25 protein-coding genes are annotated in these 24,593 nt (G+C 38.1%); 8 read left to right on the top strand and 17 right to left on the bottom strand.

The window, feature by feature from the left end; translation table 11 throughout:
- Positions 1-43: 43 nt before the first annotated feature.
- Positions 44-1,396: a serine hydrolase domain-containing protein gene (locus tag PSF86_RS12810; RefSeq protein WP_277900476.1), complete on the bottom strand. Its 1,353-nt coding sequence runs from the start codon at positions 1,394-1,396 to the stop codon at positions 44-46.
- A gap of 215 nt (positions 1,397-1,611) precedes the next feature.
- Between PSF86_RS12810 and PSF86_RS12805 the strand changes: the two genes are divergently transcribed.
- The 6 genes from PSF86_RS12805 (at position 1,612) to PSF86_RS12780 (ending at position 5,670) form a co-directional block, all read left to right on the top strand.
- Positions 1,612-2,826, top strand: coding sequence for an aminotransferase class V-fold PLP-dependent enzyme (locus PSF86_RS12805; RefSeq protein ID WP_277900475.1), 1,215 nt, complete (start codon positions 1,612-1,614; stop codon positions 2,824-2,826).
- Between the two features lie 188 nt (positions 2,827-3,014).
- Complete coding sequence (locus PSF86_RS12800) at positions 3,015-3,437, top strand: SufE family protein (RefSeq protein ID WP_277900474.1); 423 nt, start codon at positions 3,015-3,017, stop codon at positions 3,435-3,437.
- Between the two features lie 6 nt (positions 3,438-3,443).
- Positions 3,444-3,767, top strand: a complete 324-nt coding sequence (locus PSF86_RS12795) for an SUF system Fe-S cluster assembly protein (RefSeq protein WP_277900473.1) — start codon at positions 3,444-3,446, stop codon at positions 3,765-3,767.
- Positions 3,768-3,837: 70 nt separating this feature from the next.
- Positions 3,838-4,020: a nucleotidyltransferase domain-containing protein gene (locus PSF86_RS12790; protein ID WP_277900578.1), complete on the top strand. Its 183-nt coding sequence runs from the start codon at positions 3,838-3,840 to the stop codon at positions 4,018-4,020.
- 141 nt (positions 4,021-4,161) lie between these two features.
- Positions 4,162-4,668 (top strand): DUF2480 family protein, encoded by a 507-nt coding sequence (locus PSF86_RS12785; RefSeq protein WP_277900472.1) that lies wholly within the window; start codon positions 4,162-4,164, stop codon positions 4,666-4,668.
- 84 nt (positions 4,669-4,752) lie between these two features.
- Complete coding sequence (locus PSF86_RS12780; protein WP_277900471.1) at positions 4,753-5,670, top strand: DUF3078 domain-containing protein; 918 nt, start codon at positions 4,753-4,755, stop codon at positions 5,668-5,670.
- A 68-nt stretch (positions 5,671-5,738) separates the two neighbouring features.
- Here the strand turns inward: PSF86_RS12780 and hflX are convergent, their stop codons facing one another.
- Complete coding sequence (gene hflX, locus PSF86_RS12775) at positions 5,739-6,950, bottom strand: GTPase HflX (protein ID WP_277900470.1); 1,212 nt, start codon at positions 6,948-6,950, stop codon at positions 5,739-5,741.
- 52 nt (positions 6,951-7,002) lie between these two features.
- Between hflX and PSF86_RS12770 the strand changes: the two genes are divergently transcribed.
- On the top strand, positions 7,003-7,953 hold the full coding sequence (locus PSF86_RS12770; RefSeq protein WP_277900469.1) for an endonuclease/exonuclease/phosphatase family protein: 951 nt from the start codon (positions 7,003-7,005) through the stop codon (positions 7,951-7,953).
- 266 nt (positions 7,954-8,219) lie between these two features.
- On the top strand, positions 8,220-11,210 hold the full coding sequence (locus PSF86_RS12765; protein ID WP_277900468.1) for a S8 family serine peptidase: 2,991 nt from the start codon (positions 8,220-8,222) through the stop codon (positions 11,208-11,210).
- Positions 11,211-11,248: 38 nt separating this feature from the next.
- On the opposite strand, the gene PSF86_RS12760 is transcribed toward PSF86_RS12765, so the two are convergent.
- The 15 genes from PSF86_RS12760 to PSF86_RS12685 form a co-directional block, all read right to left on the bottom strand.
- On the bottom strand, positions 11,249-11,962 hold the full coding sequence (locus tag PSF86_RS12760) for a 3'-5' exonuclease (RefSeq protein WP_277900467.1): 714 nt from the start codon (positions 11,960-11,962) through the stop codon (positions 11,249-11,251).
- Positions 11,952-13,076 carry a serine hydrolase domain-containing protein gene (locus PSF86_RS12755; protein WP_277900466.1) on the bottom strand — a complete coding sequence of 375 codons (1,125 nt, stop codon included), beginning with the start codon at positions 13,074-13,076 and terminating at the stop codon, positions 11,952-11,954. Before PSF86_RS12755 ends, PSF86_RS12760 begins: the two co-directional genes overlap by 11 nt.
- A 71-nt stretch (positions 13,077-13,147) precedes the next feature.
- Positions 13,148-13,621 carry a methylated-DNA--[protein]-cysteine S-methyltransferase gene (locus PSF86_RS12750; protein ID WP_277900465.1) on the bottom strand — a complete coding sequence of 158 codons (474 nt, stop codon included), beginning with the start codon at positions 13,619-13,621 and terminating at the stop codon, positions 13,148-13,150.
- Complete coding sequence (locus PSF86_RS12745) at positions 13,602-14,714, bottom strand: hemolysin family protein (RefSeq protein ID WP_277900464.1); 1,113 nt, start codon at positions 14,712-14,714, stop codon at positions 13,602-13,604. The genes PSF86_RS12750 and PSF86_RS12745 overlap by 20 nt, the downstream gene beginning before the upstream one ends.
- 92 nt (positions 14,715-14,806) lie before the next feature.
- Entirely contained in the window at positions 14,807-15,310 is a 504-nt protein-coding gene (locus PSF86_RS12740) for a DinB family protein (RefSeq protein WP_277900463.1), read from the bottom strand.
- A 473-nt stretch (positions 15,311-15,783) separates the two neighbouring features.
- Positions 15,784-16,005, bottom strand: coding sequence for a hypothetical protein (locus tag PSF86_RS12730; RefSeq protein ID WP_277900462.1), 222 nt, complete (start codon positions 16,003-16,005; stop codon positions 15,784-15,786).
- Between the two features lie 136 nt (positions 16,006-16,141).
- Entirely contained in the window at positions 16,142-17,131 is a 990-nt protein-coding gene (hemB, locus tag PSF86_RS12725; RefSeq protein WP_277900461.1) for a porphobilinogen synthase, read from the bottom strand.
- 25 nt (positions 17,132-17,156) lie between these two features.
- Positions 17,157-18,122, bottom strand: coding sequence for a DUF4421 family protein (locus PSF86_RS12720; protein ID WP_277900460.1), 966 nt, complete (start codon positions 18,120-18,122; stop codon positions 17,157-17,159).
- Positions 18,113-19,015 carry an oxygen-dependent coproporphyrinogen oxidase gene (gene hemF, locus PSF86_RS12715; protein WP_277900459.1) on the bottom strand — a complete coding sequence of 301 codons (903 nt, stop codon included), beginning with the start codon at positions 19,013-19,015 and terminating at the stop codon, positions 18,113-18,115. The genes PSF86_RS12720 and hemF overlap by 10 nt, the downstream gene beginning before the upstream one ends.
- A 7-nt stretch (positions 19,016-19,022) precedes the next feature.
- Complete coding sequence (locus PSF86_RS12710) at positions 19,023-19,643, bottom strand: hypothetical protein (protein ID WP_277900458.1); 621 nt, start codon at positions 19,641-19,643, stop codon at positions 19,023-19,025.
- A gap of 3 nt (positions 19,644-19,646) precedes the next feature.
- On the bottom strand, positions 19,647-21,191 hold the full coding sequence (locus tag PSF86_RS12705; protein ID WP_277900457.1) for a hypothetical protein: 1,545 nt from the start codon (positions 21,189-21,191) through the stop codon (positions 19,647-19,649).
- A 27-nt stretch (positions 21,192-21,218) separates the two neighbouring features.
- Positions 21,219-22,028: a DUF6973 domain-containing protein gene (locus tag PSF86_RS12700; protein ID WP_407933335.1), complete on the bottom strand. Its 810-nt coding sequence runs from the start codon at positions 22,026-22,028 to the stop codon at positions 21,219-21,221.
- Between the two features lie 70 nt (positions 22,029-22,098).
- On the bottom strand, positions 22,099-23,127 hold the full coding sequence (gene hemE, locus PSF86_RS12695) for a uroporphyrinogen decarboxylase (protein WP_277900455.1): 1,029 nt from the start codon (positions 23,125-23,127) through the stop codon (positions 22,099-22,101).
- Between the two features lie 91 nt (positions 23,128-23,218).
- Positions 23,219-23,869, bottom strand: coding sequence for a uroporphyrinogen-III synthase (locus PSF86_RS12690; RefSeq protein WP_277900454.1), 651 nt, complete (start codon positions 23,867-23,869; stop codon positions 23,219-23,221).
- A gap of 18 nt (positions 23,870-23,887) precedes the next feature.
- Positions 23,888-24,580: a potassium channel family protein gene (locus PSF86_RS12685; RefSeq protein ID WP_277900453.1), complete on the bottom strand. Its 693-nt coding sequence runs from the start codon at positions 24,578-24,580 to the stop codon at positions 23,888-23,890.
- Between the last annotated feature and the right edge of the window lie 13 nt (positions 24,581-24,593).

Below are 24,593 nucleotides of genomic sequence, written 5' to 3'. Positions count from 1 at the left end.
CTGATATTATGGGTTTTGCCAAAATTAACGCCAACTCATAAATTTATTTAATGGCCTTTGTAATCCCACTTAAAAAACCATTAAAATCAAAAGCATCTCCAGAGGCCAATCCCATACGTACCACTACCAGATCTTTGGAAGGCACGATGTAAACCCGTTGCCCCTGAAAACCATCGGCAAAATAGGCATCCATTGGCGCATCGGGCAGTTTTTCAGGCGTGTTGAGCCAAAAATGACCACCGTACAAACCGTCAGAATTTGGTGCGGGGGTAGCCACATATGTTGCCCAGTTTTCATGAAAAACCCGGTCGCCGTTCCAATTTCCTTCATGTAAATAGAGCAGCCCAAACTTGCCCCAATCGCGTGTGGTTGCCCATCCGTAAGAAGAACCAACAAAATTTCCGGCGGCATCAGTTTCAATAACCATGCTGTGCATTCCGATACGGTCGATTAATTTTTTATATGGAAAGTTGAGGTATTCGGGATACGAATTAAATTCCTTTCGGAGCAGTCCCGAAAGCAAATTGGTGGTTCCCGATGAATAGTTCCAATACGAGTTGGGTGGGTAAGCAGCCTCTTTTTCGGCCTGTACTTTAGTCATATCATCGGTTAAAAAAAGCATTTTGGTAACATCCGAAATGGTAGCGTAATCCTCCTCCCAAGTCAAACCGCTATTCATATGCAATAAATCGTTGTACGTAATGGAGGCGCGTTCATCGTTTTGCCAAGCATCAACTTTTGCGGGTTCGTTAATGTCCAGCTTTCCTTCATATTGTAAAATTCCGTATAGCGTAGCCAATACACTTTTGGTCATTGACCAACCAAGCATTTTGTTGTCCTTATTCAACGAATCGGCGTATTTTTCAGCAATAATCTGGTCTTTGTAAATTACCAATACCGAACGTGTTTTTTGGGTGCTGTTATTGGCAAAAGCAGCTTCAACGGTTTTTTCAACTTTGCTGTAATCTACATTTTTAAAAACAGTATCATTTTGCTCGGCATCTCCATATGGATAAGGCAACGAGGTATTTTTTGAAGAACGCAAAGGAGCTTCAGCATGGGTTACTTCTTCTATATTCATTTCAGCAGGAACGAGAACGCAACCTAAACCTTTTCGGTAAACAGCAGTGCGTGGTTTGAGTCCATATACAGTGGCAGTGGCTTGTTTTGTAGAGATATTTACCTGGTTTTTGGCAAGTTTTACCGGGGTAAAATTATTATCGTTATTGGTGGTGTAGGTTTGAATACGGTGGTCTGTAAACATGCACGAACACATGTTTTTAGCTGAAAAACCACTAATGATATTCAATTTTGGGTAATTAAAATAAACAACAACCACAAAGGCAAAACAAATAAGAAGGATGGTGTAAAGTGCAAAGCGTTTAAAGTTTTTCACAAGGAAACTAATTTTATCAGTTTATACTTTAAAAATACATAAATTTTGGGGTTTGTGGGGAAAGGAGTGACTAAACATACGTCCATACCTAATCATTTTTTTGGTGTAAAATACTTGAACAACCATAAACATAGTCTATAAGCCGACTAAAAACTTTATAACGTTCAACTTTTTAAGCTTATAACTTTCACCTATTTTTGTACCAAAGAATAGTTATGATCGATATAAAGAAGATACGGGCCGACTTTCCTATTTTACAGCGAAAAGTAAATGGGTACCCTTTAGTGTATTTCGACAATGCCGCTACCTCGCAAACACCACGGCAGGTAATAGATTGCATTGTAGATTACTATTCTAATTACAATGCCAACATTCACCGTGGGGTGCATACGCTTTCGCAAGAAGCAACCGATAAATATGAGCAGGCACGCCAGAAAATCCAGTCGCATTTTAATGCCAAGCGTTCGCACGAGATTATTTTTACTTCGGGGACCACGCATGGTATCAATATGGTAGCCAATGGATTTTCTACACTTTTAAAATTAGGGGACGAACTTATTGTTTCGGCCTTGGAGCACCATTCCAACATTGTGCCTTGGCAGATGCTGTGCGAGCGCACCGGGGCAAAATTAAAAGTAATTCCAATGGACGAAGAAGGAATGCTTTTAATGGATGCATATGAGAAACTGTTATCAGAAAAAACCAAGCTGGTGTTTTGCAACCATATATCCAATGCATTGGGCGTTGTAAACCCCATTGAAGAAATTATCGAGAAAGCACATAAGGTAGGGGCCGCTGTACTTATTGACGGTGCGCAGGCTTGTCCGCATATAAAACCCGATGTACAGCAACTGGATGTCGATTTTTACGTAGCTTCGGCACATAAAATGTGTGGGCCAACCGGTATGGGCATGCTCTACGGAAAGGAAGAGTGGCTAAAAAAATTACCACCGTACCAAGGCGGGGGCGAAATGATTGCCGAAGTTACTTTTGAAAAAACCACTTATGCAGAGCTGCCTCATAAGTTTGAAGCAGGAACGCCCAACATTTGTGGCGGAATAGCCTTTGGAGCGGCAATCGATTATATGAATAGCGTTGGGTTCGAGAATATACTGGCATATGAAAATGAGCTGCTAGCCTACGGTACCGATAAATTGAGTCAGATTCTCGGGTTGAAAATCTATGGGAATTCCAGCAAAAAGGCGGCCGTTATTTCTTTCAACATAGAAGGCATCCATCCATACGATATAGGGACTATTGTAGATAAACTGGGAATTGCTGTTAGAACAGGCCATCATTGTGCACAACCCATTATGGATTTCTTTAAAATACCCGGGACCGTCCGGGCTAGTTTTGCTTTTTACAATACCAAAGAAGAGATAGACGCTTTGGTAGATGCCGTGAAAAAAGCAAAAATGATGCTTTCATAATAAATATTGCAATTGCTGCCCAAAGAGCACAGCTAGCAATAAACCCTGTAATAACATATAGAAAAACAGTTGAATAGCCCATATTCTTGTTGTATTTTTGTTGAAAAATAAATTCATGTGAGAACGCAGTGGTTACCCATGGGCAACATTTTTACGCACATTTAGCCATTGCAAAAAAAATTAAACATATGACAATTCAAGAAATTCAAAATGAGATTGTAGACGAGTTTTCCATGTTCGATGACTGGATGCAGCGTTATGAGTATATGATTGAACTCGGAAAATCGTTACCCCTCATTGAAGATCAATATAAAACCGAAGACAACATCATTAAAGGCTGTCAAAGCAAAGTATGGGTACATGCAGAACTGGTCAATGATAAGTTGGTGTTCACAGCAGATAGTGATGCCATTATTACCAAAGGAATTATCGCTATATTAGTAAGGGCATTTTCTAACCAACGACCAAAAGACATCATGGAAGCCAACACCGATTTTATAGACGAAATAGGCTTAAAAGAGCATTTATCGCCCACACGAGCCAATGGTTTGGTAAGTATGATAAAGCAATTAAAACTGTATGCGGTGGCATACCAAACACAATTAAATTAGAAACCAATGAGTGAAACCATAGATACAACAGAACTGGGAGAAAAAATTGTAAAAGTCCTTAAAACCATATACGACCCGGAAATTCCCGTGGACATATACGAACTCGGGTTGATTTACGATGTTTTTGTAAACGAAGACCAGGAAGTTAAAATATTAATGACGCTTACAACGCCCAATTGTCCCGTAGCCGAAACTCTTCCCGTCGAGGTCGAAGAAAAAATAAAAACAATTGATGATGTAAAGGATGCCGAGGTTGAAATTACTTTCGATCCGCCATGGAGCCAAGAATTAATGAGCGAAGAAGCAAAACTGGAACTTGGGTTGTTATAAAACATTCTAAAAAAATACAGTCCGGTATTAATGACTTTTGACCAAAAAAAGACCGAGTTAATTGAAAAGGATGCATGAAGTTAAACACAAATACGGTTTGAAAATGAGCACGGTCGAGAAGTTTTCCGGGACTTTACATAAAAACAACAACATAAACAAAACCCTTGTTTTTGGTTCACGGGCCACAGGAAATTACAGGGCTTCATCAGATGTTGACATAGCCCTAAAAGGAAATGTTTCCTACAATGTTTAATAAGAATAGAAGCGGCAATAGATGACTTAATTCTACCTTAAATTTAATATTGTGTCTTATAATAAAATTCAGAATAAAGAATTAATAACGCATATCGATACTTTTGGTAAGTATTGTTTAGCCGAAAATGATAAATAATTGATGCAGGAAGAAATTGTAAACAGAGTCGCACAAAGTAAACTGGAAACCTTCAATCTGGAAGATTATTATCCAGAAGGAGAGCGCGTGCTTTTCGATATCAAAGATTGGCTTTTGGAAGGGTTTCTGTTAAAAGAAAAGGATTTTCGTGAAAAGGCCAAAAACCATGATTGGGAGCAATTTCAAGGCACCTATATTGCCCTGACCTGCTCAACCGATGCTATTATACCGGCATGGGCCTTTATGTTGATAACAACTTATGTATCGCCTTATGCCAATAAAGTCATTATTGGAACGTTAGAACAATTGGAGTCGTCTATTTATCAAGATATAATTAAAGACATAGATGTTTCTTTTTATAAAGATAAACCCGTAATAATAAAAGGATGTTCAAAAAAACCAGTACCGCAAAATGCATATATTATGATAACGAACAAACTTTTACCAATTGCCAAAAGCGTCATGTATGGTGAAGCATGTTCATCCGTTCCTTTATATAAGAGAAAATAATACACACAAAACCCTTCTGTATCTACTATATGTATTATTTTTACATCAATTTTATGTATAACCAGTTAACTTAAAAAGAATTCAATGAAAAAATTATTAGTAATTGGGGCTTTATTGTTTAGCGCAACGTACAGCTATGCGCAGGATGCAACCGAAGAAGAAGCACCAAAAGAAGGGTGGACCAAAGGCGGGACATTTACATTTTTGTTAAATCAATCAGCGTTTAGTAATTGGGTTTCCGGGGGGGATAATAACATATCGGCAACCTTGGGAGTTAATTACGACTTTAATTATTTAAGGGGTGAATGGTCCTGGGACAACAAAGTAATTGCCTCTTATGGTTTGAATAATACAAAAGACCAAGGAACACGTAAAACCGACGACCGATTTGAATTTAACTCCATTGTGGGAAAGGAAGCTTTTGGAAACTGGAGTTATTCGTTTTTTTTAAATCTAAGGACACAATTTACCAATGGATTTGATTACAGTAATGATCCAGATGCCGATTTTCATACATCTGGATTGTTCAACCCTGGATATTTGACGTTTGGCCCCGGTTTGCAATGGAAGAAAAACGAAAACCTTAAGTTCAATTTGGCACCTGCCACGTCTAAAATAACATTTATAAGCGATGACCTTTGGGTTTATGATGACGAGCTGGATACTTTTGTACAGCATAGTGGGGCAGACAATGTAAATGCACTTTCGGCTTATGGTATTGATCCAGGCGATAAAACAAGATACGAATTGGGTTTTTATGCCTCGGGATATTATAAATTTAATTTGATGGAAAACGTCTCGGTTGAAAACATTTTAAACTTGTATTCCAACTATTTGGAAGACCCTCAAAATGTAGATATGGATTATACCATGAATGTGGTTATGAAGATTAACGAATACCTTTCTACAAACCTTAACTTGCAATTGGTTTACGATGATAATGCGGTAAGTGCATTGCAGGTACGTGAAGTATTTGGTTTGGGGGTAAATGTAGGATTTTAAGATAGAAGCTTAACTTATTCCAAGCTATTTAAAAGCCCGAAGTTAATAGAACTTCGGGCTTTAATTTATTAAAACCCCTCTTCGTATTCGGGGTATAAAAAGTTGTTGTAAGGAAAACGTGTAATGTGTATTTTACGCACTTCCTCATAAACTTTCTTTCTAAATTCTTCTAGATTTTCTTTGTTGAGCGCCGAGATGAATAAAATAGTGTCGCCCATTCTGTTCATCCAAGTGTTTTTCCATTCTTCTAAAGTGAAGTGTTTGGTAGTTTTTTCTGTCACCAAATCATCCTCATCAATGGTTTGATGCTCATAGTTGTCTATTTTATTGAAAACCATGATTGTTGGCTTATCGGCACTTTTTATTTCGTCTAAAACCTGATTTACAGAAGTAATATGTTCCTCAAAATTGGGGTGGGAAATATCTACCACATGCAGAAGCAGGTCGGCTTCACGGACTTCATCCAAAGTACTTTTAAACGATTCTACCAACTGGGTAGGCAGTTTTCTTATAAAACCAACGGTATCGCTTAATAAAAAAGGCAAATTACCAATAACTACTTTCCTTACGGTGGTGTCCAGCGTGGCAAACAACTTGTTTTCTGCAAAAACATCGCTTTTGCTAATAACGTTCATCAGCGTAGATTTTCCAACATTGGTATACCCTATTAATGCCACACGTACCAATGCGCCACGGTTGCCGCGCTGTGTTTCCATTTGCTTGTCTATTTTTTCAAGCTTCTTTTTAAGCAGGGCAATGCGGTCGCGAACAATACGCCTGTCCGTTTCAATTTCAGTTTCCCCCGGCCCACGCATTCCAATACCTCCGCGCTGGCGCTCCAAGTGGGTCCAAAGCCCGGCTAATCGGGGCAATAAATATTGGTATTGGGCCAGTTCTACTTGTGTCCTGGCATAACTGGTTTGTGCACGCTGTGCGAAAATATCGAGAATTAAACTGGTTCGGTCCAGTATTTTGGCTTTCAGTATTTTTTCAATGTTCTTTTGTTGTGCAGGCGTAAGTTCATCATCAAAAATAACCGTGCCAATATCATTTTCATCAACATAATGTTTTATGTCTTCTATTTTCCCCGAACCAATAAAGGTCTTGGGATTTGGAATATCTATTTTTTGAGTAAAGCGGGCACCTACCTCCCCACCGGCGGTATACGCTAAGAACTCCAGCTCATCTAAATATTCTTTCGACTTTTCCTCATCCTGCTCTTGGTTAATGATACCAACGAGCACCACTTTTTCAAGTTCTAATGTCTTCTTTTCTAGCATAAAATATAAGTATGTTGCAAAGGTACATAAATGATTTTTTTATTTTTATAACATGAACGAGAACAATTTGCATACCATCGCTTTTTACAATTTAGAAAATCTTTTTGATACCCTGAACGATCCGCACATTTTGGATGATGATTTTACCGAAGACGGCCGACTTAATTGGACCAAAGAGCGTTATGAAAATAAAATTCATAAACTTGCAATGGCCATTTCCAAAATTGGCAAGGAAAGCAACGAAGCCCCGCCTGTGGTAATCGGGCTTGCCGAAGTTGAAAACAAAAAGGTACTTAACGACCTTGTTAACGCCGGTCCGCTAGTTAAGCATAATTATAATTTTGCCCATTTTAATTCGCCTGACGAAAGGGGAATAGATACTGCGCTGCTATACAGAAAGGAATACTTTGAGTTTATCGATGCGGAGCCCATTCCGCTTTTGGTTTACGACAAGGGCCATATAAGAGACCGTACTAGGGATATTTTGTACGTTGTTGGCAAGTTAAACAACGAGAGGGTTCATATTTTTGTTAATCATTGGCCGTCCAGGCGACAAGGAGCCGAAGAAACTTCGTATAAAAGAATAACCGCAGCCAATAGGGTAACGGCACGAATAGGTCAAATAAAAAAAGAGGAAGAAAATCCTAGACTTATCATTATGGGCGATTTTAACGACGACCCTAATTCCCCAAGCATTAAAGAGCATTTGCTTCAGCCAGATTTGTATAACCCAATGGAAACCCTGTTAATTCCTCTTGAAAGAGGAAGCTTAACACATAAGGCAAACTGGAATCTTTTTGACCAGATTATGATCTCTACCAATTTTTTTGACGTATCGAACAACAATTTGAAATTTCTGAAAGCCGATATCCTCGATGTACATTTTTTAGAAGAATGGAACGAAAAATACAAAGGATTTCCCTTTAGGACGTATGTCGGGAAAAAATATTTGGGAGGCTACAGCGACCACTTTCCTGTTTATATTTTACTGAAGGAAAAATAATTGTGGGAATTTTTGGAAATTCATCAGTATGTAAATCTTGATTTTTACTACTTACAGGCTATTTTTCCTTTTAAATGCAAAAAACATCGATGAAATACACTTTTACATACAGAAAAATACTACATAAAAAGTAGTAATATATTTTCAAATATCGCTTTTTTATGCAGTTCATCGAAAAACTATATGCAGTTCATCGAATAAATCGTGCATTTAATCGGGTAGATTTGGAATTACTCTTACTTTAGAAATACCAAATCGCAATTACTATGAAAAGTATTAAAACTAACCCGACCATTTCAGCTGTGCTTACAGTTATTCTTTTTTTTAGTATTCAAACTACAATAGCGCAACAGCAATTTAGAAGAGATTTCCATGTAAATGAAGTGCAGAGCAAAGTCCTTAAGTCGATTTCCTCAAGATTAAAAAAGCGCGCTTTGTTACACCGTCAAGAAGCACATAGAATAGCATTATCTAAAGGGTGGGAAATCTCTAAGAGACTTCCCAACGGAGGTTTTATGGAGTTGGAAAAAATTGGACCAGACGGAGCGCCAATATATTTTTCTACACACAACGATAATGTTGTGACTTCGTCTAGGTCTAATTCTTTATATCAAACAGGTGCCCTTCACTTGGATGTAGACGGTTTAGGAATGTATGTTGGGGTTTGGGATAGTGGAAATGCCTTAATGACACATCAGGAATTTACGGGCCGGGTTCAGTCGGGAGATAATTCCAAAAGGTCGAGCGGCCATGCTACCCATGTTTTGGGAACCATTTTGGCAGCGGGGGTAGACACCAAGGCAAAAGGAGTGGCCTTTAATGCTGAAGGTGTTACTTTTGATTGGTCTAACGATGAAGCCGAAGTAGCAGAAGCCGCCGCAAACGGAATGTTATTGTCAAACCACTCATACGGGATTAGTGCCAAAACAATTCCAGATTGGTATTTTGGTGCATACATTTATCAAGCTCAAGATTGGGATGAGATTATGTACAATGCCCCCTATTATTTAATGGTAACTGCCGCTGGAAATACACAGCAATATCAATACAACGAAACTCCAATAGTGGGTACGGCCAGCGACGCATATGATCTTTTATTGGGATATGCCGTTGCCAAAAATGGATTGACGGTTGCGGCGGCCGATAAAATAATTTTGGATGACGAAGGTAATTTATTGAATGCCGAAATAGCATCGTTTAGTAATTTCGGTCCTACCGACGACGGAAGGATCAAACCGGACATTACCGGAGAGGGTGTCGATGTATATTCGGCTTATAATGATAACGACACAAGCTATTTATCGCAATCTGGAACTTCTATGGCGGCTCCCGGCGTTACCGGAGCATTATTATTACTTCAGCAATATTACAAAGAAACGCATGGAAATTTCATGAAAGCAGCCACGCTTAAGGGGTTGGCTTTGCATACTGCCGACGAAGCAGGTGATTTTCCCGGTCCCGATTATAAATTTGGTTGGGGAATTATCAACACAAAAAAAGCGGCCCAAACAATTTCAAAAGCCGGGTTTGAATCGGTAATAAAAGAAGAAAATATAAAAAACGGAGGCGTGTACACCTTTACGGTTAATGCAGAAGAAGGACAGGATTTAATGGCTTCCATTTCCTGGACAGATCCTGCAAATGCCAATAAAAATGAAGGAAAATTAAACGACCAAACCGCAGTATTGGTAAACGACCTTGATATTGCAATTACTAAAGAAGGGGAAGAAGATGTTGTGTATTATCCATGGAAGTTATCGGCATCAAATGTAAACAACGCGGCTCAAAAAGGGGTGAACAATGTAGATCCATTTGAAAAAATAGAAATCCCCAATGCATCGGGTTCCTACACAATAACGGTAACCCACAATGGTAATTTGGTAACTGCATCTCAAGATTTTTCCTTGGTTGTTACCGGAACAAAAGGAAGTGATTGTGTACTTGATATCCCTCAAGATTTAACAACTTCTGCAATAAACGAAAATTCTGCTACCATAGAATGGGAACATGTAACCGATGCCATATACGAAATTGCTTACCGTGAGCATACCAACAACAAAAGTACAGCCGTAAACTGGAATACTGCTTTGGTTACCGAAAATAATTACAAACTCGAGTCATTGTCGCAAAACACGGTTTACGACTGGAAAGTAAGAACCCTTTGCTCTGAGTTGGCCGAATCTGAATATAGTTTGCTTAAAAGCTTTAAAACCAAACTTCTAGATGATGAGGCGCCTAGCAAGCCTGTAAGTATAGCTGTTTCTGCCTTGACACAAACTTCTTTTAACCTACAATGGGCAAAGTCTGATGATAATGTTGCTACAGTTAAATATGAAGTTTATATAGATGATATTAAAATACAGGAAACATCAAACAATACTATTTCGGTTAGCGGGTTACAGGCAGATACTTCTTATAAAATAGAAATAATAGCGATTGATGAGGCCGGGAACGCTTCAGAAAAAAGTACGGCTTTGGCTATAAACACCCTTTCGGAAGAAAGCCTTTCCGATGAAATTGCATTCAACAATTTTGAAAACGGAATCGGGACATGGAGAGCAGCAGGAATTTGGGGAGCAAGCAAGGGTAAATATGCCTTGGATAAATCTATTGCGGCCAGCAGCAGGGAAACGGGAATTGCTGCTATTCAAACTCCTAAAATGAATATACTGCCTTACGAAAAAATTACGGTCGATTTTTATTTGCTGGCTACTGCTACAAAGAACAATGACAAAGTGGTGGTGTATTACAATAACGGGACCGGTTGGAACGAAATAGAAACATATGTTGTTAATAAAGAAGTAGAGGACGGTTATTTTTATAGAGCAACATTGTCTATAGACAACAAAGAGGTTAAATTTTCTGAAAATACCCAAATAAAGATTGAAACACAAATTTACAATGAAACCACCAGTGTTTATATAGATAATGTAAGTATTAAGGGTTATGCTAACACCGCAAATAGAGTTAGTTCTTTAGACAAACTTGCCGCAATGGAGCAAAGCGAGCTGCTTGCTACTAAAAATGATATTAAAAGAATAAACGTATACCCTAACCCAACGATAAACAACATAACCATAAACGGGCTTACAGAAACCAATGGCGATTATCAGATTTTTAATGCCGCCGGAACGTTGGTGGACCAAGGAAATGGTTATAAAAAGCAAATAGATGTATCTAATTTCCCAGCGGGACTTTATATTGTAGCTGTTCAGGAAAATGGAAAAATGACCGGAGCGAAGTTTTTAAAGCAATAAGGGCATCAACCTATTTGATCTGCATGAATATGGCCGATCTAGACATGTAGAATTTCCTGTTCATCCAAAAGGGCGTTTCCACGTAGGCGCAAAAATATTTGAGCTACGGCAATAACATCTTTTTCACAATACGTAATAATTCGGTCGATATCATTTTCAATATAAAAAACGTGTTTTACCATGCTCCCATCAATATCGTCTTTTGGCGATGGGATGTTAAGAATATTGGTTAAAAGTTTTAATGAAGTATAGTGTTTATAATCGCCGAATTTCCATAAATCCATGGTGTCCAAATGGGGTATTTCCCATGGTTTTTTACCAAAAAGGTTCAATTTTGAAGGTAATTTTATTCCATTAATAATCATCCGTCTGGCAATAAAAGGAAAATCGAATTCTTTGGCATTATGTCCACAAAGTAGTTTGTAGGGCTCTTGGTAATGTGTTTCCAAAAGCGATTTAAAGTCGGTTAAAATTTGACGTTCTTCTCCGTGAAAAGAAGTTACCCGGAAGTTGCGTTTGTTGCCTTTAAAAGTAAAATAGCCTACCGAAATGCATATAATTATACCAAATTCGGCCCAAATCCCGGCACGGTCATAAAACTCACCGGCAGTAAACTCATCTTTGCGCTGGTACTGTGTTTTCTGTTCCCAAAGCATTTTTTTATCATCGTCCAGTTCGTGGTATTCTTTGTGTTGGGGAACCGTTTCAATATCTAGAAAAAGAATGTTTTCAAGACTTATTTTATGTAGCATCGTTAAGAATTTTATACGATTCGTCAATATATTGATATATATCCTTGCTGAAAGAATTTATGTTGTTATTTGAGGTCCTGTCTCCCAACCTAACAATGATGAAATTGTCTTCCGGTTGTACAATTACGTATTGCCCCAAATGTCCGCGGAGCATAAAAAAGTCCTTTTCCTTATAATGTAAAAGCCAAAGCCCATAACCGTACATGGGGCCGTCTTGAAATCTTGGTTTTGTAGCTTTTGTCACAAAAGTTGAATCCAACAGTTGTTTCCCGTTCCATTTCCCATTGTTTTTATATAGTTTGCCAAAACGGGCAAAATCCCTGGCTGTGGCGGCAATACAACAATAAGCTTTTGCATGACCGTGCTCTTTACTGTCCAATTGCCAAAATGCCATATTGGTGGCGCCCATGGGTTGCCAAAAGCTTCGTGATAAATAATTTGAAAGCGTTTGCCCGGTTGCCTTTTCAATGACCATGGCCAATAATTGGGTATTGCCGCTTAAATAATTAAACGATTTACCGGGCTCGTCCACTACTTTTAGACCTAAAATTATTTTAGCAAGGTCGTCATCAAAATAGGCACGGGTTGTAATGGAAAACGGGCTGTAATAGGCTTCGTCCCAATTAAGGCCGCTAGCCATGGACGCAAGGTCGCCAACAGTCATTTTTTTACCTAAATCGGTATTAAATTCTTCAAAAAAATCGGTTGCAGGCTGATCTAGACTTTTTATATAGCCCTCCTGAATGGCTTTTTGCATTAATGAAACCACCAGGGTTTTTGCCATGGAAAATGAGTTGGTTTGGCTATCTTGGTCGTAATCATCATAATATTTTTCCCTTAAAATAGTGTCGTTTTTTATAATAAGAAATGCAGCCGTTCCGTATTCTTGATGAAGCTTGTCAAGATTTTCGGACAAAGAGTTTTTATATGAAGTTGCTTCCGGCCACGGTTGCGGATTATTCCCTTTCTGAATGATTTCATTGTCGAAATAGCTGTAATCGTCTATAAAAGCAGTAGAATGTCCTGTTAAATAGGTTACACGAACGGCCTTTATCAAGTAGGCATACCCAAAAATATACAAGGAAATCAACCCTATTCCAACGATAAAGAGCATAGCTCTAAAAGTTTTGACGACTAGTTTCATTAAATTTTGATGAAATTAAGCTAAATATAGTAATATTTCTATTAAAACAAAGATTGCTGTGCCGATGGGTTTTCGTGCTCCAAAAGCCATTTTTTACGCCATAAGCCACCGGCATAGCCCGTAAGCGAACCGTCACTACCAATTACACGATGGCAAGGAACAACAATCCATAACGGGTTTTTACCATTGGCGGCGGCCACCGCGCGAATGGCTTTTACATCGCCTAACTTTTTGGACAGTTCTAGGTAACTGATGGTTTTTCCGTAAGGAATTTCCAGTAAGGCGCTCCATACTTTTTGTTGGAATTCGGTGCCTTTTGGAGCGAGTGGAAAATCAAAATCTTTTAATGTTCCTTCAAAATAGGCCAAAAGTTGCTCAACGGCATTTTTTAATTCAGCAGGGATGGTTTTTGAAGTTTGTGCTTCATCATTTAATACGGTAATGGAGGAAACCCCGGCAGTATCTCCGGTAATTTTGGTCTTTCCCAAGGGAGTATTAACTATTGCCTGTATCATCTTGTTTTCCTTCTTCAATAGGTTTTTCAAAAATACCCATACGTTCGGCACGTATTTGCCAGTTTCGGCGTGCCAATAGCTGTAGGTCTTCTACATTGTCGCTTTCGTCCACAATTTCCAGTCCGAGCATGGTTTCAATAATGTCCTCCATGGTAACCAAGCCACTTATGGAGCCATATTCATCAACAACCAAGGCAATATGATCTTGATTTCTTATAAATTTTTGAAACAGTTCCGGTAACGGAATACTTCGTTTTGTAACTAAAATATCGCGTCGGAGTGTGCTGAGTTTTTCTTTTCCCGACCCATCGATCATGGCTTCCAAGACCTGATCTTTTAAAACAAACCCGGTAATATTGTCTACATTGTTTTTATAAACGGGAATACGGGAAAAGCGTAGCTTGGGATTCTTTTCAAAGAACGTTTCGATGGAAGTGTCTTCCGAAGCGGCTTTCATCACTGTTCGGGGGGTCATGATATCTTTGGCCAGAATTTGGTCAAAGCGCATCAGGTTTTTAATCATGGTCGATTCAGACTCCTTAAAAACGCCTTCTTCATGAGCAATATCGGCCATGGCCGTAAAATCTTCCCTGCTAAAGACCGAGCCGTGTGCATCTTTTCCGCCAACTACTTTGGTGGTAAGTTGAAGCACCCAGATAATGCCTGTCCATTTCAATACAAAAATCATAATGGTTAAGGTCTTGGAGGTAAAATTGGTCAATTGTCTCCAGTAGGTTGCCCCGATGGTTTTTGGGATAATTTCGGAAAGTACCAAAATTAAAAAAGTCATAATAGCCGAAACAATACCAACAAAGTTGACGCCATAGATATTGATGTCATAAGGAAGTTTTTCGGCCTGAACACCTACCAAAATAGCTCCAACCGTATGTGCAATGGTATTGATGGTTAAAATAGCGATAAGCGGTTTATCGACATCGTGCTTTAATTTTTCCAACGTAAAGGCATAAGCTTTTCCCTCTTGCTTTTTAACATTTATGTATGTTGGGGTTACACTCAAAAAAACAGCCTCTAAAACAGAGCACAAAAAAGAGAAAAATATAGAAATAAGGGCAAAAAAAATAAGTAATCCCATACGAGTGATTTATGGCTAATTTAAGTATATATCTGTTAAGAACCAAGAAACGGTTTTAGTACGGCCGTTTTAGTTTAATTGTAAGCGGCATTTTACCAACCTATATACTTTGGAGGCTCGATGTTGTTAAGGTTAAGGTAAATAATAAGTTGACCCCGGTGATGCGTTACGTGATCCTGCAATAAGTTAAGGGTTTGTAGTTTGGTTTTTTCGCCGGCAAAGAAATCGACTTTTTGTTTTAGGTCGGTTTCCCGTGTTTTTTCGATTGCATTATATATATTGTTGAAAGAGGCAATCAAGGCATTAATCAAGGCTTCTTTATTGGCGTATTTTTTGTGAGCATCAATTTTTGGGGCATTAAAATAGGCATTCCCCAGCCAATCCATGTTCTGTTTTATATGAAGTAATTGTTCCTCAAAGGTCATTTCCCTTTCGGTAGGTTTGAAAGTATAATTTTCCTCGGGCATTATTTCGGCAATTTTTAACAGGTAATCTTTCGAATTGTTCCATTTTTCTAAAAATGCTGTTATGGGTGTATCCTGTGCTTTCATTATAAAAGAAAATAGGGCAAGGGTAATAAAAATCAGTTTTTTCATTTAGACTTTGAATAAATTACAATGTAAAATACATCGGTTTTGTGTATGGCTTGTTGCGGAAAATCTGCGAGGATTTTTCCGCCGTAAACTGAAGATAGCAAATTTACGAGAAATTTCCGATAGGAAAATCAGAAGCAATGAACTATAGGACACGTTGTTCGTCTTTCGTTTTTTATATTTCTTTATCTAGTTTATACGGATTTTGTCTTGTGTCAAAGACCGTAACAATATTGATTCGCTTGGAATTATATCGATAGTATAGAGTCGTTTGTTTTGTGATTACACATTTTCTCAAACCTTTACCTTTTTTAGACTCAGGAAATATTTCGGGCTGGTTTTTATTATTTTTATCGATGAATCTAATTTTTCAAAAACCTCTTTTTACTTTAACAGGCCATTCTTTAATTAAATACTCGAAAAGTTTATCTAATTTCCTTTCGGCTGTTTTCGAAATAACAACTTTTCTATTCAAATTATCTGTGTTTTTGCATAAAAGAATTGTAATCCGTTACTTCTCCGTTTTCTATTTCACGAGAAGCTTTTTCAATTTCTTTACGTTGTTCAATAGATAAATCATCCCAAAAGTCCGTTATATTTGCTTTTTTGAAGATTTTTTTAATTGATTCAATTATTTTCGGATTTTCAGTATCCAAAAGCATTTTAACCAATTCTGTTTTTTCCGCCTGAATATCCATCACATTTTATTTGTTATTAAAAATAACGATTTTAACCAGAAATTTTTTGGCAAAATGTTTTTTTTAAATGAAGCCCATCATATCAAGTAAAATGAGATATCTCACATCTGTTCGATATGACGTATTGTTTGGGTTTTTACGAGATTAATTTCACTACATCTTTGGCAAAATAGGAAGCAATAATGTCGGCACCGGCTCTTTTTATGGCCATGGTTTGTTCTAAAACAACCGCATCGTGATTGAGCCATCCTTTTTCGGCCGCTGCTTTAATCATAGCATATTCGCCACTTACCTGATATACGGCAATGGGCACTTGAAAAGCATTTTTTAGGTCGCGTACAATATCTAAATAGCATAAGCCCGGTTTTATCATTACAATATCGGCGCCTTCATCTATGTCCATCTGGGTTTCTTTTATGGCTTCTGTCCGGTTAGAGGGGTCCATTTGATAGGTTTTTTTATCTTTTGGAATATCTTTTGCGTCTACGGGAGCCGAATCTAAGGCATCGCGAAACGGACCATAAAAAGCGGATGCATATTTGGCACTATAACTCATTATTCCAGTATTGTAAAAGCTTTCGTTTTCCAGTGTTTGCCGCATGGTTAAGATCCTTCCGTCCATCATATCGCTTGGAGCCACAAAATTGGCGCCGGCCTGAGCGTGCGAAAGTGCCATTTTTGCCAGTACCTCGGCAGAGGCATCGTTTAAAATTTCGCCATTTTCCACAATACCGTCGTGCCCATAAGCAGAGTAGGGGTCTAATGCAACATCGGTCATTACCAGGATGTCTGGAACGGCATTTTTTACGGTTTTGATGGCGCGTTGCATCAATCCGTTTGGATTCAGGGCTTCGGTGCCTTTATTGTCTTTTAAGTTTTCGGGTACTTTTACAAACAATAACACCGATTTTAACCCAAGTTGCCATAATTCTTTTACTTCCTTTTCAAGTAAATCCAGACTAAACCGGTAATAATTGGGCATGGAAGCTATTTCTTCTTTTGTGTTTTTTCCTTCAACCACAAAAAGCGGCACCAAAAAATCGTTAGGGGTAATAACAGTTTCTTGAACTAGGTTCCTAATGGATTCATTGCTTCTTAAGCGTCTGTTTCTTTTTAGCGGATACATAATTGTTGAATTTACTAGTTTTAATTTAATCTTCTTTAGGTAAGTTAAGTTTTTCGTTGATTTTGTCTGCTGTTTTGGTAAGTGCCTTGGGGGCCGGAAAGCGATAGCCTACATGCACATTTACATAGGTAATATTATCGCTTAAACGCATATAGTTGTTCAGTTTTTGTTTTAAAAAAATAACATTGCCCTGTACGCCATAAAAAAAGCGGTTGTAATTAAAGCTTACGCCTGCATTAAGGGCAAACTCATACAAGGGTTTTATGGATGTTTCATCGCCAAAATTGTTGTAATTTAAACCAAATCCCGCAGAAGTGCCCGCAGTGAGTAAAATATTTTTACCTATTACATAATTGTAAAAATATGAAGGTGCCAAGGCTATATTAAAGGCACCGTTATTATTGTCGAACCCGCTGGATTCCATAACAAAGTTTGTATAAAACCAATATACACTCGGCATAAAGCTCCCGGCATTTTTACGTTGCCATTCGCGTTGCCCGATGGTTGCCCTGTACGAGAAGTTTTCGTTGAAGGAATAGGCAATAGAGCCACCAATTTTATTGGTTTCAAATTTTGGAGCTTCTGTTCGGGTACCATCATAGCTAATGTCGAATCCTTTTTGATGATAAAAGCTTAAGTTACAGACCCAGCCTTTGTAAAAGCTCCTGAAATTAAGGTTATAGATTTCGGCATTGCTGTCCGGGTCATTTCCGGGCAGAAAGTTAGGGGAGATGCCCACGCCAAATTCAATTGCACGGTATTGTACATTTAGAGCGATTCGTTCTTTTTTATTGGGGATAATGTTGTATTTTATATCGTCGTTTTCATCGGTGAAAAAGAAATTGTTTGGGGCATTGATAAACAATAGTTTTAGGGCAATTTTATCGTGATATTTTTGAATATAGTTAGTGCTTGCCGTACTGTCTACTTGCGCAAAACAATAAGAACCCGCAAAAACAAAACAAATAAAAAGTTCCTTTTTTATACCCATTTCCTTGGTTGTTTTAGTGCATTGACCAATTTTTCTTCCTCACTTCCCTTTTCCGGATGATGGTCGTAAACCCATTGTACATGTGGCGGCAGGCTCATTAAAATACTCTCAATACGGCCATTGGTTTTGAGCCCGAACAAGGTGCCTTTGTCGTGCACCAAATTAAACTCTACATAACGTCCACGGCGTATTTCCTGCCAATTTCTGTTTTCATCTGAAAAAGGGATATCCTTTCTTTTTTCAACAATAGGAACATATGCCTCTAAAAAGCTATTGCCAACTTCGGTTACAAAATTGTACCAATCTTCCATATTCTTGCCGTTTTCAGCTTTGCAGTAATCAAAAAACAAGCCGCCAATTCCGCGGGCTTCATTTCGGTGAGCATTCCAGAAATAGTTGTCGCATTTCTGTTTAAAATCGGGGTAAAAAGCTGCATCGTGCTTATTGCAGGCTATTTTGCATACTTGATGGAAGTGTTTGGCATCTTCTTCAAATAAATAATATGGGGTTAAATCTTGACCACCGCCAAACCAATTATCGATGACTTCTCCTTTTTTATTATACATTTCAAAATAACGCCAATTGGCATGAACGGTCGGGACAAATGGATTTTTGGGGTGTAGCACCAAACTCAGTCCGCAGGCAAAAAAATCGCAATCATTCATATTAAAATATTTTTGCATGGCCGGGGCAAGTGGACCGTGAACAGCCGAGATATTTACGCCGCCTTTTTCAAAAACGTTGCCGTTTTCTATAACCCGCGTTCTTCCCCCACCGCCTTCGGCACGTTCCCAAAGGTCTTGTTGAAAAGAGGCTTTCCCATCAATTGCTTCCAGTTTGGACGTAATGGTGTCTTGCAGGTTTTGTATGTATTGATAAAACTTTTCTTTCATGTTGATTTCATTTTTTATATGAAATTAATTTGGCTTCAATAATGGTGAGCACGCTGTAGTATAAAACCCCCATAAGTAATCCTGTTTGTGGGGCATCTAAAAACAAACCTCCCGAGCCTCCCGAGCTGTTTTTAAGCTCGTTGTACCCCGATGTGTTTAAAAATTCGTTTGTAAGTCCAAAAGGGGGAAGTATTTTTGAGCTAAAGGCTACTATAAATAGTAATACAAAATAGGCAATAAGGGCAATAATAGAAAAAAGAATAGTTCGGTCTTTTAATTTTTTATCGACATTAAAAAAGGCAAAACGCATTCTGTTTAAAATTACAAACATATAGGTAATTAAAATAACGTTATTGGGCATCGATTTATTAAAAGCATAAGCAAAAAGACCGTAAAAGGGGACAAAGACGATAAGCGACCATTTTTTGGGCATCAATGCCATAAAAACACCCGAATGTACCAACACAAACTCAAAGGCCATTAACGACGACATGGAATAGATTTTTTCTGCTTGGTTGAGTCGTGGGAAAAACCAGAGTTGCAAAAATTGGTATACAATAAATGCATTCATTAAAATACCAGCATATTCAAATTGTCTGTCGTATTTTTCAATGATCCTAACCGGCATTTTTTATGAGTGTTTCTTGGAAATTGTTTTTTTGTACCTGAATTTTATATCCCCAGTAAGAATATCGAATGTCATTTTTATGGCATTTTTCACAATGAATTTCATACTGTATAGAATCTTCTTTTCGCCCGGCACTTGCTCAATGAATTTTTGTGTAAAAGCGTCATGGCTTACGATAAAACTTTCATTCATGTAATTAGGAACCCACTCAGCAGTTAGCTCGTTGCCATCCTTGTCATAAAATCTAAAGGACTTATAATCAATATTGAGGTAGTTTTTAAAGCTTATAATGGCCGTACTATCAGATAATTTAAAATGGTAATCGGCATTCTCTTCTACGGAGGATGTTAGATGAACGGTTTTCCTTTTGGTGGGGCTATTTGTGGTAATATCCAGTTCGACTTTTGCTACCATACTTTCTTTTTCCTTTTGGTACAAACCTGGATGATAAGGCCCCATATACATTGGTGTGTAGTATTTTATATTGGTATTGGGCTTTATATCCATGGTTTCTCCATTTTTATCTATAAAACGAATAGCATTTACCTCTGCATATGTTCCGGTTAAAAGAGAATCTAAAACAGCTGCATTTTTGTTTCTATATCCGGAAAGAAAATACATATTGCTGAGACCGGGACTATCAATGGTTAAGCTATCTAAAGATTGCCCGATAATTTTTTCGAGTTTTTCTTTATCGGTTGTCAAAGGGTTTTTCTTATAAGTATATGTTATAGGGTCAAAGCCTAAGTTGCTATATTTCATATAGCTGAGATAATTCAGGGCAGGTTCTATTGCCATGTATTCATCATACATGTTTGGGGCTTCATAATTTTCGGCCTTGTTTATCATTAAGGTGATTACGTCGTCACCATACGATATATACTTGGTGTAAAGAGGTATTCCTGTTTTCTTGTCCAAAATATATTTTACGGCCATATAGATGGTGCCGTGTTTTTCTTCCAAAGTACTCTTTCCGTATATGATGGCTTCTTTCCTATTGATGTTTTCAACTGTATAGTGAAACGTTACGGGTTGTGCTTTGGCATCGAGTAATTTACTTGAAATTGAATCGGTTGTACTCCAAGAATATCCTTTTTTTAAAACAATGTCTTTGTATAGTTTATTGTAAGTGGGATTGCAATACTTCCCCAATTCTTTTAAGATATCTTGTACTTTATTAGCATTCTCCATATTTTTATGGCTTACCAGTTTCATAGTTCCTTCATCAATCTGAAAGATAAATGGTTTGGATGTTAATTGTCGAATTTTTGTGCTATCCCTTCCCAAACTTTTAGGGTTTCTGCTGTCGATGTTAAACCCCATAGAATTCAATTGAAACCTGTTGACCTTCATATTGAAACTTGCATCATCCTTTAAGAAAGTGGCTTCGATATCTGTTTTAAGCGCTAGTTCAATAACGGATTCTTTTAAAATAAGAAATTCGGTTTCAAAGGAATAAGGATGATCTTTTTTAGGATTGAATTCCAGTTCTTGACCGAATCCTTTAACAACGGAAAATAATAGTATAAAAATGATGAGCTTATGCATGTTGAAAATGGGATGTGTTTTTAAGAATTATCTTTTTGGAAATCGTTTTTTTACTTCTTCATTATAATCGTCTACAAATTTTTCAAACCATTCACTGGATTGCTTTTGAAGCGATCGCATAATTTCAGTATAATCAGCAAAGGAATCTTTGTGGATGCCACCTTGGCATGCTATTCTATGCGTTATGTCCGGAAACATAGGTTCTGGTGGAATTTCTACTTTTTTAAAGCGGATGTTATGCTTTACATTTTTTTTCTTGAACAGGACATCGTCAGGTTGTTCGGTGACAATTCGGGCAAGGCTTACAACATCATTCTCGAATAATAGGTCGGCAAATTCGGATAAAGGAATGAACCCTTGATCATCCATTTTAAACTGATAATTTTCAAACGTGAATACATCTATACAATTATTAATATAAACTAAGGTTTTTAAAACAAATGCTGAGGAATTGACGGTTGAAACTTTTTCGCTCAGATCAAGCTCTTTCATCAACTTATGATGAAGGTCTGTAGTCGATAAAACATTGTTTTGCCGATATATTTTTTCAAACCAAATGCGTCCCATTTTATTGTTGTGCAAGTCCATTGCTTTCTCTAAGTCTTTATTCGCAAAAGCCGATTCATGCCAATCGGTTATGGTTTTTGCCCAATCCAATGCCTTGGAAAGGCTCTTTCCTGCTTTGGTTGAACGATAGGCAATTAACATGTTCCACAGTGCATGCCTGTATGCATTGGCTTTGTTGTTTTTATGGTGTGTCTTGCCAAAATAGCTGGTAGACATGCCTATGCATTGCTTAGTGGCTTTTACAAAACAGTAAAAAAAAATAGGCCGCATTAATGCAAAAGAAACCAACTTAATAAGCTGTTTCCATGAAAGCGACTTTATGATGCGTCCGAGATTCATTTTATTTGTGTTCGTATTCTTTGACCGCTTCGATAAAGGCTTTGGCATGGTCTACGGGAATATTTGGTAAAATTCCGTGCCCCAGATTCACGACATATTTATCTTTCCCAAAGGCATCGATCATTTCGTGTACCATTTTCTTAATGGTCGGAATGGGTGATAGCAATCGGGATGGGTCGAAATTCCCCTGTAAAGTGATATTCCCGCCGGTTAAATACCGTGCGTTTTTAGGCGAGCATGTCCAATCTATGCCCAAAGCAGAAGCTTTACTTTTTGCCATATCATTTAAAGCAAACCAGCAGCCTTTTCCAAATACAATTACTTCGGTTTCACCGGCCAAGGCCTCTACGATTTGGTAGATGTATTTCCAGGAAAACTCTTGATAATCAACAGGAGAAAGCATTCCGCCCCAAGAATCGAAAATCTGAACGGCATTAACCCCGTTTTTCACTTTTTCTTTAAGGTAAAGAATAGTAGTGTCGGTTATTTTTTGGAGCAAAGCATGGGCAGCTTCGGGTTGCGAAAAGCAAAAACCCTTGGCAGTATCAAAACTTTTTGAGCCTTTTCCTTCAACCGCATAACAAAGAATGGTCCATGGGGAACCGGCAAAACCAATTAGCGGAACTTCGTTGTTCAACATTTCTTTGGTAAGCTTAATGGCATCCATAACGTAGCCCAGTTCTTCATTGATATCGGGAACAATTACCTGATCGACGTCTTTGGCTATCCGGATTGGATTTGGCAACCATGGCCCCAGGCCGGGTTTCATTTCCACTTCAATGTTCATGGCCTGTGGAATGACCAAAATATCTGAAAATAAAATAGCCGCATCGGGCTTAACAATACGAATGGGTTGTACGGTAATTTCGGCGGCCAACTCTGGTGTTCGGCAGCGGGTAAAAAAATCGTATTTGTCTTTCAACGCCATAAATTCGGGCAAATACCTTCCTGCTTGGCGCATCATCCAAACCGGGGGCCTTTGCACGGTTTCTCCTTTCAGGGCTTTTAAAAAAAGGTCGTTTTTTATCATGTTTTTATTTTTCTACAAGGTTGAGTTTTTGTTGAATCCCAACGTTTTGTTTTTTACACCTACAAGGTTTTTTGGAAACCTTGCAGGAAGCTTAATGTTCTTTAAAATGCTTGATTACCTGAACAAGCACATTTTCAATAGTGGTCCTGTTGGCGGTAATGATATTGTTGGTGTGTTTTCTGGCTTCAGCCTCAGTGGTTTTTCCAAGGCAGAAAACGGTGGTGTCTTCAAATAAATTCCGCTGTGCATAGCTTTCTACGGCACTGGGGCTAAAAAATAAAATCCCATCATATTGACGAATCATGTTTTTAGAAGTAAGCCTGGTTTTGTATACCTGAATTTCGTTGAGCTTAATATTGTTTTTCCGAAGCATTTTTGGCAATTCTTCCCTGCGGAGGTTGCCGCAAAACAGGTAAAAATCCTTGTCCGGGTGTTTTGCCACAATTTTGTTTGCCAGTGCCCCAGCTTGATATGCTTTTTCAACTACATTGAAATCATGGTGTTTAAGCAGGGCTTCGGTTTTATCGCCTACACAAAAGCAATTTTTTATTTTTATGGAACGGTCCAGAATTGCATTTACTGCATTTTTACTGGTAAAGATTGCATTTTCAATGGTTTCGGGAGTCTTAAATGATATCGGGGCTATTTCAATAAAATCTTTTTCAATACATTGAATGGCTGCTTCTTCTAAAATATTTTTTTGTGTAACGCTAAGTCGTTTCGTACTTAAAATTTCAATCATTTCTTACAATCCTTTTTATCATTTAGAAATTTCTTCTCCAAAATTGGAAATGTCTTCGTTTCTTCCAAAAACTATTAAAAGATCATTTTTTTGAATACGTGTGTTGTTGTCGGGCAAACCTATAACTTCCTTTTTTTTGATTTTGTTGCCCAAGAAGTTCTTTTTGTTGCAAGGGCGTATAATGGTAACCACGTTGAGGTTGTATTTTTTTCTGAAGTCCAGTTCTTGAAGTGTTTTGTCTTCAAAAGAATCTTTCGCCTGAATTTCGGAAATGGAATACTCGTCGTCCAGATTAAAATTGTCCAGAACGTTCTTTAAGTTGATTTTTCCCGTAAGGTTTGCTGCTGCTTCCTGTTCGGGGTGGATAATATTTTTAATGCCCATGGCCTTGAGCACCGTGTCGTGCACAGGAGATAGGGACCTGCTTATAATTTTTGCCTCGGTTTTATCTTTTAAAATTGCCGTGGTAATAATTGCGGCCCCTTCATTTTCGCCAATGGCTACAATGGCAATATGCGCATCTTTTAAAGGAAGCGAATCGTATGCCAGCTCGTTGGTCGCGTCAAGGCAGATGGCGTGGGCGATTTTGTCCTTTAAGAGATTGACTTTTTCCATTTTTAGGTCTACGCCAATAACTTCGTTGCCCGACTCGGTAAGTTTCATGGCGAGCGAAGTCCCAAAATTTCCTAAACCAAAGATTATTATTTTCATGATAATACCAATT

This window comes from Galbibacter pacificus, assembly GCF_029603165.1.
Taxonomy (GTDB): domain Bacteria; phylum Bacteroidota; class Bacteroidia; order Flavobacteriales; family Flavobacteriaceae; genus Galbibacter; species Galbibacter pacificus.
The sequence above is the reverse complement of the archived record's forward strand: the minus strand, read 5'-3'. Positions and strand labels throughout refer to the sequence as shown.